Consider the following 11563-nt stretch of genomic DNA (forward strand, 5'->3'; position numbering starts at 1 on the left):
GGGTCGCGGACCAATCGAAGTTGCGCTGGCGCGACGGAAAGCCCCTAGCTGATGGCGCTGTAGCGACCGGGGCGATGGTTGATCGCCAGGGTCAGATTGAGGATGACGGCGCCAAGAATGGAGGTCAGGATCGCGCCTGGCTCCACGACGAACAGCGCCAGCAGGACGATCAGGCAATCGATGCCCATCTGGATCTTGCCGGCGCGCCAGCCGTAGCGATCCTGCAGGTAGAGCACGGCGATGTTGATGCCGCCCAGGCTGGCCCGGTGGCGAAACAGGATCAGCAGGCCGACGCCCATCAACACGCCACCGATCACCGCGGCATAGAGCGGCTGCAAGGCCTGGAAGGTCACCAGCCTGGGCGTCAGCTCGGTGAACAGCGAGACCAGGGTGACCGCGGCGAGGGTCCGCAGGGTGAAAGCCCAACCCAGGCGCTTCACCGCCAGCCAGTAGAACGGCAGATTGATGAGGAAGAAAGCCTGGCCGAAGGACAGCCGGGTGCCGTACTGGGCGAGAAACGCAAGGCCCGCCGTGCCGCCGGTGAGCAACTCGGCGTGACGATAGAGGTTGATCGCCAGGGCGATCATCAGCGTCGCGCTGAGGAGCGCCTGGACGTCTTCCAGCAGGGTATGGCGTTGCGGAGAAGCGGAAGTCATACGGCCATCCTGGCATGGGGAAAAGGCACGACCCCGGCGCGGGGTCGGCCGGGAGAGCGTCAGCCGAGTTCGGCCAGCAGCTTTTCCCACTCCTTGGTTTCCTTCTTGGACGGTGCACCCAGCAGCTCCACCGCCTGGCGCAGGCGGAAGCGGGTGAGGTCCGGGCCGAGGATTTCCATCGCATCCAGCACCGAGACCGAGCTAGCCTGGCCGGTGATGGCGGCGAACAGCAGCGGCATGACATCCCGCAGCTTGAGCTGCTGGTGCTCGGCGACGGTCTGGATCACCGCGGTGATGCGTTCCTTGTCCCAGGTGCGCAGGGCTTCGAGCTTCCACAGCAACAGTTGCATCACCAGCCGAACCTGGTCGGCGGAGAGCTTCTTGTGTTGGAACAGCGCGGGGTCCAGATTCAGGGCACCGCTGAAGAAGAAGCCGGCCAGCGGGGCGATCTGGCTGAAGGTCTCGACGCGCTGCTGGACCAGGGGCGCGATCTTGAGCAGGTACTCGGGATTGAGCGCCCACTGCTGCACCTCGGCGGCGAAGCGCTCGGGGCTCAGCTCGCGCAGCCACTGGCCGTTGAGCCAGGAGAGCTTTTCGACGTCGAAGATGGGGCCACCGAGGGACACGCGCTGGAGGTCGAAATGCTCGATCATCTCGGCCAGGGTGAACTTCTCGCGCTCGTCGGGCATGGACCAGCCCATGCGGCCGAGGTAGTTGAGCATGGCTTCGGGCAGGTAGCCCATGCGCTGGTAGAAGGTCACCGAGGTGGGATTCTTGCGCTTGGAGAGCTTGCTCTTGTCCGGGTTGCGCAGCAGCGGCATGTAGCACAGCTTGGGTTGTTCCCAGCCGAAGTATTCGTAGAGCTTTATCAGCTTGGGTGCCGAGGGCAGCCACTCTTCGCCGCGCAGGACGTGGGTGATGCCCATCAGGTGGTCGTCGACCACGTTGGCCAGGAAGTAGGTGGGCAGGCCATCGGCCTTCATCAGCACCTGCATGTCCATGCGATCCCAGGGGATCTCGACGTCACCGCGCAGAAGATCGGGCACGACGCAGACGCCCTCCTCCGGCACCTTCATGCGGATGACGTAGGGCTGGCCGGCGTCCAGGCGCTGCTGCACTTCTTCCGGGCTGAGGCGCAGGCCGCGACCGTCGTAGCGCGGGGTCTCGCCCCGCGCCTGCTGTTCGGCGCGCATCTGGTCGAGTTCTTCGGGCGTGGCGAAGCAGTAGAAGGCATGGCCCTTCTGCACCAGTTCGCGCGCGTACTGCCAGTAGATCTCGCCGCGCTCGCTCTGCCGATAGGGACCGTGGGGACCACCGACGTCCGGGCCCTCGTCCCACTCGATGCCCAGCCAGCGCAGGGCGTCGTAGATCTGCTGTTCGGATTCGCGGGTCGAGCGGACCTGGTCGGTATCCTCGATGCGCAGGATGAACTGACCGCCGTGCTGGCGGGCGAAGCAGAGGTTGAACAGGGCGATATAGGCGGTACCGACATGCGGGTCGCCAGTGGGCGACGGCGCGATGCGCGTGCGAACGGTGGTCATCGGCTTTCCTGAAGACACGGGAGGCTGCAAAGGCGGAATGGTAGCAGCGCCAGCCCTGGCGCTGCCAGTTGGAGCAGGCTTAGACCTGGACCAGGCGCTCGCGCAGGGCCTGGATCTCGTCCCGTAGCTGGGCGGCGGACTCGAATTGCAGGTCGCGCGCCAGTTGCAGCATCTTCTCTTCGAGTTGGCGGATACGCTTGCCGATCTCGCTGGGCGAGCGGAGTTCGGCGGCGTACTCGCCCTGCTCTTCGGCCACCTTGGCTGCTCGACGCTTGCCCTTGGCACCCGGGGCCGCGGCGCCTTCCATGATGTCGCGGATGTCCTTCTTGATGCCCTGGGGCACGATGCCGTGCTCTTCATTGAAGGCCAGCTGCTTGTTGCGGCGGCGCTCGGTCTCGTCGATGGCGCGCTGCATGGAGCCGGTGATGCTGTCGGCGTAGAGAATGGCCTTGCCATTGAGGTTACGCGCCGCCCGGCCGATGGTCTGGATCAGCGAGCGCTCGGAACGCAGGAAGCCTTCCTTGTCGGCGTCGAGCACGGCGACCAGGGACACCTCGGGCATGTCCAAGCCCTCACGCAAGAGGTTGATGCCCACCAGGACGTCGAAGGTACCCAAACGTAGGTCGCGGATGATTTCCACTCGCTCCACGGTGTCGATGTCCGAGTGCAGATAGCGCACCCGCACGTCGTGGTCGGCGAGGTAATCGGTGAGGTCCTCGGCCATGCGCTTGGTCAGGGTGGTGCAGAGCACCCGCTCCTCCTGGGCCACGCGCAGGCGGATTTCGGAGAGCAGGTCGTCCACCTGGGTGGTGGCCGGGCGGATCTCGATGATGGGGTCGACCAGGCCGGTGGGGCGCACCACCTGTTCGATGACGCGCCCGGCGTGCTCTTCCTCGTAGGGCCCCGGGGTGGCCGAAACGAAGATGGTCTGGGGCGCCCCGGCTTCCCACTCCTCGAACTTGAGCGGCCGGTTGTCCAGCGCCGAGGGTAGGCGGAAGCCGTATTCCACCAGGGTTTCCTTGCGCGAACGGTCGCCCTTGAACATGGCGCCGATCTGCGGAACGGTGACGTGGGATTCGTCGATCACCAGCAGGGCGTTGCTCGGCAGGTAGTCGTAGAGAGTCGGCGGCGGCTCACCCGGACCGCGACCGGAGAGGTAACGGCTGTAGTTCTCGATGCCGTTGCAATAACCCAGCTCGAGGATCATCTCCAGGTCGAAGCGGGTGCGCTGCTCCAGGCGCTGGGCTTCGAGCAGGCGATTCTGGCTGCGCAACCATTCCAGCCGGTCGGCCAGCTCCAGCTTGATGTTCTCGATGGCGCCCAGCAGGGTCTCGCGCGGCGTGGCGTAGTGGGTCTTGGGATAGAAGGTGAAGCGCGGCAGCTTGCGGATCACCTCGCCGGTGAGGGGATCGAAGGCCGACAGGCTTTCCACCTCGTCGTCGAAGAGTTCGACGCGTACCGCTTCCAGGTCGGATTCCGCCGGGAAGATGTCGATGACGTCGCCGCGTACGCGGAAGGTGGCCCGGGCGAATTCCATGTCGTTGCGACTGTATTGCAGCTCGGCCAGCCGGCGCAGGATGGTGCGCTGGTCGATTCGATCGCCACGATCCAGGTGCAGGACCATCTTCAGATAGGCCTCGGGACTGCCCAGGCCGTAGATGGAAGACACCGAGGCGACGATGATGGCGTCCTTGCGCTCCAGCAGGGCCTTGGTGGCGGACAGCCGCATCTGTTCGATGTGGTCGTTGATGGACGAGTCCTTCTCGATGAAGGTATCCGAAGACGGCACATAGGCTTCCGGCTGGTAGTAGTCGTAATAGGAGACGAAATACTCCACCGAGTTGTTCGGGAAGAACGCCTTGAACTCGCCATAGAGCTGGGCGGCCAGGGTCTTGTTCGGCGCCAGCACCATGGTCGGACGCTGTACCTGGGCGATGACGTTGGCGATGCTGAAGGTCTTGCCCGAGCCGGTCACGCCGAGCAGGGTCTGGTGCGACAGGCCCGCTTCCAGGCCTTCCACCATCTGGCGAATGGCTTCGGGCTGGTCGCCGGCCGGGGTGTAGCGGGTGGAGAGTTGGAATGCGGACATGGCTGCCTCAAGAGCACGAAAAATGCACGGACGCCACCGCGCTGACGCACGATCAGGGCGGTGTGGACGAGGAAAATGCTGGAGCGCTTTAAGTGAGGCCGCAAGCGCCCTTTTGCAATGCGCCATCGCCACCATACGTCAGGAACACTCGACTGAGGTCGGGTCGCGATGACGTCTGCAGGGGGCTATACTCCCTGACTCTTAGCATTCCGCCCTTCCCTTCACCCCTCATTCGAGCCCCTGCCCCATGAGTTTGTTCTCCGCCGTCGAAATGGCACCCCGCGACCCCATCCTTGGCCTTAACGAGGCCTACAACGCCGATGCCCGTCCGCACAAGGTCAATCTGGGCGTGGGGGTCTACTACGACGAGCAGGGCCGCATTCCGCTGTTGCGCGCCGTGGCCGAGGCCGAAAAGCAACGCGTGGCGGCCCAGGCACCGCGTGGCTATCTGCCCATCGAAGGCATCGCCGCCTACGACCAGGCCGTGCAGCACCTGCTGTTCGGCGCCGAGTCGAGCCTGGTGCGCGATGGCCGTGCCATCACCGTGCAGGCCGTGGGCGGCACCGGTGCCCTGAAGATCGGTGCCGATTTTCTCAAGCGCCTGCTGCCCGACGCCGTGGTCGCCATCAGCGATCCGAGCTGGGAAAACCACCGCGCCCTGTTCGAGGGTGCCGGCTTTCCCGTGCAGACCTACCGCTACTATGACGCCGCCAGCCATGGCCTGAATCGCGAAGGCTTCCTGGCCGACCTCGAGGCGCTGCCGGAGCGCTCGGTGGTGGTGCTGCACGCCTGCTGCCACAACCCCACCGGGGTGGACCTGCAGCCGGCCGACTGGCAGGCCGTGCTGGAGGTGGTCAAGACCCGCAACCTGGTGCCCTTCCTCGACATCGCCTACCAGGGCTTTGGCGACGGCATCGAGGAAGACGCCCAGGCCGTACGGCTGTTCGCCGATTCCGGCCTGACCTTCCTGGTCTCCAGCTCCTTCTCCAAGTCGTTCTCGCTGTACGGCGAGCGCGTGGGCGCCCTGACCCTGGTCAGCGAGAGCCGCGAGGAAAGCGCGCGGGTGCTGTCGCAGGTCAAGCGGGTGATCCGCACCAATTATTCCAACCCGCCGACCCATGGCGCCACCATCGTCGCCACGGTACTGGGCAGCCCCGAGCTGCGCGCCCTGTGGGAAACCGAGCTGGGCGAAATGCGCCAGCGCATCCGCACCATGCGTAATGCCCTGGTGGAAGGCCTGGCTGCCGCCGGCGCTCCTCGCGACTTCGCCTTCGTCAACGCCCAGCGCGGCATGTTCTCCTATTCCGGCCTCACCGCCGAGCAGGTCGAACGCCTGAAGACCGACTTCGGTATCTATGCGGTCAGCACTGGTCGCATCTGCGTGGCCGCGCTGAACGAGCGCAATCTGCCGTCGACCATCCAGGCCATCGCTGCGGTATTGAAGGGTTAAGGCGATGCGTTCGGCGGCACGCTTTTTCGGTGCCGCCAAGGCTTGACTTCCCGTTATCTATCAGTAAGATACGCCCCGTTGTTCCGCGATAGCTCAGTCGGTAGAGCAAATGACTGTTAATCATTGGGTCCCTGGTTCGAGTCCAGGTCGCGGAGCCAAAGTCTGAAAAAGCCCGTAGCGGGTAACCGCTACGGGCTTTTTTGCATGGGTCGGCAATGGCTTCCGGCTAAAGGGTCGATAACCCGCGCGGCGGCGAACCTTGGCGGTGAGCAGGAGCTCTGCGGAGAGCAAGCCGCTCGATCCACGAGCAATGACCTCCACACCCTGGGTACCCAGGCTAGACCAGACTCCCACCTATACAGGATTTTCACAACGCCTCTGCTAGAAACTCGCTGCTGAGGTGACCGCCGCCGGGGCCCTGCATCAAAGGTGCCGTCGAAACCGGCAAAGTCACCACTGAGGCTGCAATCCGCCCAAGCGAGGCGGCTTTGCATTAAGCTTCCGCCGCCGTTGTCTACCTCGCAGGTCAGAGCCTTGAATCCATCGTCCAGCCGTCATTGGATCAACGACGTCAGCAGCGCCATCAGGGCTCGGCAAAAGCTCGCCTATGGCCTTGCCATGCTGGCGTTCATCCTGGCCCTGCTGGCGCGCTTCGCCCTGGACGACTTCCTCTCCCAGGGCTTTCCCTACCTGACCTTCTTTCCTGCGGTCATCCTCACCACCTTCTTTTGCGGGACCGGCGCCGGCATTCTCTGCGCCATCCTCTCGGGACTCGCAGCCTGGTATTTCTTTATTCCGCCGCAGTGGTCATTCGTGATCAATGGCCAGGGCATGCTGGCAATGCTCCTCTATGTGTTCATCGTCAGCGTGGACATCGTGCTGATCCACTACATGCACACGGCGAGTGCTCGCCTGCGGGCCGAGCAAGAGGTGATCCACGGCCTCTACCAACAGCAGACGACGATGTTCCAGGAGCTGCAGCATCGGGTCGCCAACAATATCCAGTTCATCGCCTCGCTGCTGATGCTGCAGCAACTCAAGCTGCCGGGCGATAGCGAAGCCTCGCGAGCGCTGGAGGAAGCCCGCTCGCGCCTGGAAAGCATCTCGCGCATCCATCGCCGTCTGCACGATCCGGCCGACGCCGATCAGCCCGTGGCCCACCACCTGCACCTGCTGACCAGCGATCTGCTGGCCGCCACGGGGCTGAGCAACGTGTCCTGCACCATCAGCGCCGAACCGGTGAACTTCGATCTGCCGCGCCTGACCACCCTGTCGATGCTGGTGGCGGAGGTGGTGACCAACTCGCTCAAGCACGCCTTCGATGGCGATCAGCGTGGCCTGATCAGCATCAGCCTGGAACGGGTCGATGCCCAGCGTCTGCTGCTGCGCATTGCCGACAACGGTCGTGGCATGCCGCGGCACTTCAATCCGCGCACCAGCCAGCGTCTGGGCTTCAAGATCATCAATAGCCTGGCCGAGCAACTGGGGGGCGAGGCGCTGTTCAGCGGTGACCAGGGCACCGTGATCGAGGTCGAATTCGCGGCCTGACTCGGGCACATCCTATCGGGAATAAAAACCCTATATACTGCGCGGCTTTTCCGCCTAGGTGCCCGATCATGACCGCTCTGCCGCCCTGCCCCCACTGCGCTTCCGAATACACCTACGCGGACGGCGCCCAGTTGATCTGCCCGGAGTGCGCCCATGAGTGGACGCCGGGTGAGGCCGGTGCCGCCGACGAAGCCAAGGTGATCCGCGATGCCGTGGGCAACACCCTGCAGGACGGCGATACGGTCAGCGTGATCAAGGATCTCAAGGTCAAGGGCTCGTCGCTGGTGGTCAAGGTTGGTACCAAGGTGAAGAACATCCGCCTGGTCGATGGCGACCACGATATCGATTGCAAGATCGACGGCATCGGCGCGATGAAGCTCAAGTCGGAGTTCGTCAAGAAGGTCTGATCGTCACGGCGGGGTGTTCGCTGGCGGAGCTATGCCCTACCCTTGGGCCTCTATTGCCTCGCCAAGGATCTTTCATGTCTCGACGGTTTCTCCGCCCGGCCCTGTTTCTCGCGCCGCTGCTGCTCGCCGGCCAGGCCTTCGCCCAGTCGGCACCGCCGGCCCAGCAGCAGCCGCCGCAGCCTTCGGTTTCGGAAAAGTACGGTGACTGGCAGATGGTCTGCCACATCGCCCGTACCGCGGAGCGCTCCGTGCAGCTGTGCTCCATCACCCAGCAAAAGGACAGCCCTAAGGGCCAGCGCATGCTGGTCACCGAGCTGCGGCCCAATCGCGACGGGGTGGACGGTATTCTCGTCCTGCCCTTCGGTGTGGCCGTGACCAAGCCGATCTCGCTGCAGGTCGACAAGCGCAGCCCGGAGAGTCGTCCCTTCCAGACCTGCATCCCCCAGGGCTGCGTGGTGCCGGTGGAATTCGTCGGCGAGGCCTTCAAGCAGCTGCAGCGTGGCAGCCGCCTGACCGTGACCACCCCGGTCGCCAATGGCGAGACCGCCAGCGAAAGTCTGTCGCTCAAGGGCTTCTCCAAGGCCTACGACCGCGCCAAGGAACTGACCAAGCCGTTGTAAAGCGGTCAGTCCAAAGGCATGTCCGGCTGCTGAGCGGTGCCGCTTGCCGCGGCGCGCTCGACGGCCGCCACCAACGCCAGGGTGCGAGCCGCATCCTCGGCGCTCACCAGCGGCGCCTCTTCCCCCCGCGCGACGCGCACGAAGTGCTCCAGTTGCCGGCGCAAGGCTTCATCTGTGGCCGGCACCTGGCTCTGCGACGCCAAGGGCTGATGCCAACCGGTGCCCGGTTCGGCATAGCGCCAGAGGCGCAACTGCGGCACGCTCAGGGCGCCTTCGGTACCGGCGAACAGATAGCAGGGCTGGTCGGACTGGCGCGGATAGACCGGATTCTCGCCACTGGTGAGCTCCCAGCTCCAGGGCGCCGCGGCGCCGTCGCTGGCGGTGAGGCTGCCCAGGGCACCATTGTCGAATTGCAGATTGATCACCGCGCTGTCGGCATTGGCATAGCAGCGCAGGGCGTTTGTGGCGACGGTGGTGGCCGACCAGCACGGGCACCCGAGTGGCGCGTTGCGCTGCCAGCAGTCGGGCCACCTCCTCCGGCGTGGTCCCTATCGGTTTCTGCAGCAGCACGGGGATGCCCAACGCCAGGCAATCCAGGGCGGTGGCGACATGCAGGGCATTGGGATTAGCGACGATCACCGCCTCGGGTCGCACCCTGTCGAGTAGTTGGCGATGATCGCGGAAGGACGGTACCGCCCACTGCGCGGCCAACTCGGCCGCCGTCGGATCGGGATCGGCTAGGGCGCACAGCTGGGCACTGGAGACGTGCTGCAGATGGTGCAGATGCTGGCGCTCCATGTTGCCGGCACCGATGAGGGCGATGCGCAGGGCCGCGACCATGAGAGAACCCCTTGTTGTGGTTATCGAGGTCCATCGACTCTAAGGCGCACGCTACCGAACGCGTTACTGCACCGGCAGGAAGTTGATGAACAGCAGGCTCTGGGCGTAGTTGACGCCGATGCGCCGGTAGCGCTCGTCGAGCAACTGGGCGAGCAGATCCAGGCGGGCGACGATCTTGCCGAACTCGGTGGCGAAGCTGAGGTTGCTGCCCTCCTCCGAAATCTCATTGGCGAACAGCAAGGGCTCGCCCGCGGCATTCTTGCGTTGGCCGAGCAGCCAGGTGGCCTTCTCGATGTTGCGCGCGGCGTTGTTGACGAAGCGCGCATCGACCACGTCGGTGATATAGAACTCGGTGCGATTGCCATGGGCGGCGATCATCATGCTGCCGATGGCATAGATGAAGGCGCCGACCCGGTCGCCGTGGTAGTCGTCACCCAGGACGAAGCTCAGGGCCGCCACGTCCTTGCGTCCGCCCAGGGCCGGCAGGCTGCGGCGCTGCTCGATGGCCGTGCGGATCTCACGTTCGGCACTGGCGGCATCCGGCAGACCGGTCTTTTTCCACTCGGCCGGATTGCGCAGGTAGAGCTTGTTCATCAGCAGATAGAGGCTCTGCAGATTGGCCTGCATGGCGAGGGTGGCCAGGCGGTCGGAGCTGGTCTGCAGGAATTCGCTGGGCTTGGTCTTGCCGAATTGCTGGGCAATGTCCTGGGCAGTCTGGCTGGAGCAACCAGTCAGGCTCACGACGAGGCCAATCACACACCCGAGACGGGCGACGGCTGTGAAGGTAGAGGCAGGCATGGGGGCTTCGGCAGCTGAGGGCAGCCGAAGGGTAAGGCCTTCCTTGGCCGGCCTGCTGTGCGGCAGGCCAAGGAATGGGCTTTTCGGCGGTCAGCCGTTGCTAGGGAAAGCGAACTGCGAGGCCTCTTGGGCCTCGCGTTGCGGCCAGCGTTGAGTGATGGTCTTGCGGCGGGTGTAGAAGCGTACGCCGTCCGGGCCGTAGGCGTGGAGATCGCCGAACAGCGAGCGTTTCCAGCCGCCGAAGCTGTGGTAGGCCACCGGTACCGGCAGGGGTACGTTGATGCCGACCATGCCCACTTCGATCTGATCGGCGAACCGCCGGGCCGCTTCGCCGTCGCGGGTGAAGATGCAGGTGCCGTTGCCGTATTCGTGGGCATTGATCAGGGCGATGCCCTCGTCCAGGCTCTTGACCCGCACCACGCAGAGCACCGGGCCGAAGATCTCTTCCTGGTAGATGCGCATCTCCGGGGTGACCTGGTCGAACAGGCAGCCGCCGAGGAAGAAGCCTTCTGCATGATCGGCCACCTTGAGGCTGCGACCGTCCACCACCAACTTGGCGCCCGCGGCCACGCCATCGGCGACGTAGCCGGTGACCTTGTCCAGGTGCGCACTGGTAACCAGCGGGCCCATGTCCAGACCGCATTGGGTGCCGGGGCCGACCTTGAGCTTCTCGATCTCCGGCACCAGCCGGGCGATCAGGGCATCGGCGACCTGATCACCGACGCAGACCGCCACCGAGATGGCCATGCAGCGTTCGCCGCAGGAGCCGTAGGCGGCACCCATCAGCGCATTGACGGTGTTGCCGAGGTCGGCGTCGGGCATGACCACCGCATGGTTCTTGGCCCCGCCCAGGGCCTGGACGCGCTTGCCCTTGGCGGTGCCGCGGGCATAGATGTATTCGGCGATGGGGGTGGAGCCGACGAAGCTCAGCGCCTTGACCTCGGGGGCGTCGAGCAGGCCGTCCACGGCTTCCTTGTCGCCATGCACCACGTTGAGCACGCCCTTGGGCAGGCCGGCTTCCTCGAACAGCTGGGCGATGGCCAGGGTGGAGCTGGGATCCCGCTCGCTGGGCTTCAAGATGAAGGTGTTGCCGCAGGCGATGGCCAACGGATACATCCACAGCGGCACCATGGCCGGGAAGTTGAACGGGGTGATGCCGGCGACCACGCCCAGGGGCTGGAAGTCGGACCAGGTGTCGATGCTGGGGCCGGCGTTGCGGTTGTATTCGCCCTTGAGCAGCTCGGGGGCGGCGGTGGCGTATTCGACGTTCTCGATGCCACGGCGCAGTTCACCGGCGGCGTCTTCCAGGGTCTTGCCGTGTTCTTCGCTGATCAGCTGGACCAGGCGCGCTTCGTTGCTTTCCAGCAGTTGCTTGAAGCGGAACAGCACCTGGGCACGCTTGGCCGGTGGGGTGTTGCGCCAGGCCGGATAGGCGGCCTGGGCGGCGTCGATGGCCTGCTGCAGGGTGGCGGCATCGGCCAGGGGCACTTCGCGGATCACCGCGCCGGTGGAGGGGTTGTAGACCGGTGCGCGGCGGCTGCCACCGTCGACCAGTTGGCCGCCGATGAGATGCTTGAGGCTCATGAAGGGACTCCTTGTACGAGAGGCGGGCGC

At 65.0% G+C, this 11563-nt stretch carries 9 protein-coding genes, 1 tRNA gene and 1 pseudogene; 5 read left to right on the forward strand and 6 right to left on the reverse strand.

Going from position 1 to position 11563, the window contains the following annotated elements; translation table 11 throughout:
* Positions 1 to 44: 44 nt before the first annotated feature.
* The 3 genes from FAZ11_RS20660 to uvrB all read right to left on the reverse strand — a co-directional run bounded on the left by FAZ11_RS20660 (position 45) and on the right by uvrB (position 4286).
* Positions 45 to 656 carry a YitT family protein gene (locus FAZ11_RS20660; RefSeq protein ID WP_058765960.1) on the reverse strand — a complete coding sequence of 204 codons (612 nt, stop codon included), beginning with the start codon at positions 654 to 656 and terminating at the stop codon, positions 45 to 47.
* A gap of 59 nt (positions 657 to 715) precedes the next feature.
* A complete protein-coding gene (gltX, locus tag FAZ11_RS20665) occupies positions 716 to 2197 on the reverse strand; it encodes a glutamate--tRNA ligase (RefSeq protein ID WP_058773023.1) in 1482 nt (493 codons plus the stop codon).
* Between the two features lie 79 nt (positions 2198 to 2276).
* On the reverse strand, positions 2277 to 4286 hold the full coding sequence (gene uvrB, locus FAZ11_RS20670; protein WP_058773022.1) for an excinuclease ABC subunit UvrB: 2010 nt from the start codon (positions 4284 to 4286) through the stop codon (positions 2277 to 2279).
* Between the two features lie 247 nt (positions 4287 to 4533).
* Between uvrB and FAZ11_RS20675 the strand changes: the two genes are divergently transcribed.
* From FAZ11_RS20675 to FAZ11_RS20695, 5 genes are all read left to right on the forward strand, one after another.
* Entirely contained in the window at positions 4534 to 5736 is a 1203-nt protein-coding gene (locus tag FAZ11_RS20675; RefSeq protein WP_058773021.1) for an amino acid aminotransferase, read from the forward strand.
* Between the two features lie 82 nt (positions 5737 to 5818).
* A tRNA-Asn gene (locus FAZ11_RS20680) sits at positions 5819 to 5894 on the forward strand.
* Positions 5895 to 6270: 376 nt separating this feature from the next.
* The gene (locus FAZ11_RS20685; protein WP_058761307.1) at positions 6271 to 7284 is read left to right on the forward strand and encodes a sensor histidine kinase; all 1014 of its coding nucleotides are present in this window, start codon (positions 6271 to 6273) and stop codon (positions 7282 to 7284) included.
* Positions 7285 to 7352: 68 nt separating this feature from the next.
* Positions 7353 to 7691 (forward strand): zinc ribbon domain-containing protein YjdM, encoded by a 339-nt coding sequence (locus tag FAZ11_RS20690; RefSeq protein ID WP_058773020.1) that lies wholly within the window; start codon positions 7353 to 7355, stop codon positions 7689 to 7691.
* A 74-nt stretch (positions 7692 to 7765) separates the two neighbouring features.
* Positions 7766 to 8311 carry an invasion associated locus B family protein gene (locus tag FAZ11_RS20695; RefSeq protein WP_058773019.1) on the forward strand — a complete coding sequence of 182 codons (546 nt, stop codon included), beginning with the start codon at positions 7766 to 7768 and terminating at the stop codon, positions 8309 to 8311.
* 5 nt (positions 8312 to 8316) lie between these two features.
* Here the strand turns inward: FAZ11_RS20695 and FAZ11_RS20700 are convergent.
* The 3 genes and pseudogenes from FAZ11_RS20700 to FAZ11_RS20710 all read right to left on the reverse strand — a co-directional run bounded on the left by FAZ11_RS20700 (position 8317) and on the right by FAZ11_RS20710 (position 11533).
* Positions 8317 to 9151 (reverse strand): annotated as a pseudogene (locus FAZ11_RS20700) (Gfo/Idh/MocA family protein).
* A gap of 63 nt (positions 9152 to 9214) precedes the next feature.
* Positions 9215 to 9949, reverse strand: coding sequence for a hypothetical protein (locus FAZ11_RS20705; RefSeq protein WP_058773018.1), 735 nt, complete (start codon positions 9947 to 9949; stop codon positions 9215 to 9217).
* Positions 9950 to 10039: 90 nt separating this feature from the next.
* Positions 10040 to 11533, reverse strand: a complete 1494-nt coding sequence (locus FAZ11_RS20710) for a CoA-acylating methylmalonate-semialdehyde dehydrogenase (RefSeq protein WP_058773017.1) — start codon at positions 11531 to 11533, stop codon at positions 10040 to 10042.
* Positions 11534 to 11563 lie beyond the last annotated feature (30 nt).

This window comes from Pseudomonas rhizoryzae (genome assembly GCF_005250615.1).
GTDB classification, from domain to species: domain Bacteria; phylum Pseudomonadota; class Gammaproteobacteria; order Pseudomonadales; family Pseudomonadaceae; genus Chryseomonas; species Chryseomonas rhizoryzae.

Coding starts and splice junctions, on each gene's coding strand:
- FAZ11_RS20660 (WP_058765960.1), bottom strand. CDS start 656: ATGACTTCCGCTTCTCCGCAACGCCATACCCTGCTGGAAGACGTCCAG.
- gltX (WP_058773023.1), bottom strand. CDS start 2,197: ATGACCACCGTTCGCACGCGCATCGCGCCGTCGCCCACTGGCGACCCG.
- uvrB (WP_058773022.1), bottom strand. CDS start 4,286: ATGTCCGCATTCCAACTCTCCACCCGCTACACCCCGGCCGGCGACCAG.
- FAZ11_RS20675 (WP_058773021.1), top strand. CDS start 4,534: ATGAGTTTGTTCTCCGCCGTCGAAATGGCACCCCGCGACCCCATCCTT.
- FAZ11_RS20690 (WP_058773020.1), top strand. CDS start 7,353: ATGACCGCTCTGCCGCCCTGCCCCCACTGCGCTTCCGAATACACCTAC.
- FAZ11_RS20695 (WP_058773019.1), top strand. CDS start 7,766: ATGTCTCGACGGTTTCTCCGCCCGGCCCTGTTTCTCGCGCCGCTGCTG.
- FAZ11_RS20705 (WP_058773018.1), bottom strand. CDS start 9,949: ATGCCTGCCTCTACCTTCACAGCCGTCGCCCGTCTCGGGTGTGTGATT.
- FAZ11_RS20710 (WP_058773017.1), bottom strand. CDS start 11,533: ATGAGCCTCAAGCATCTCATCGGCGGCCAACTGGTCGACGGTGGCAGC.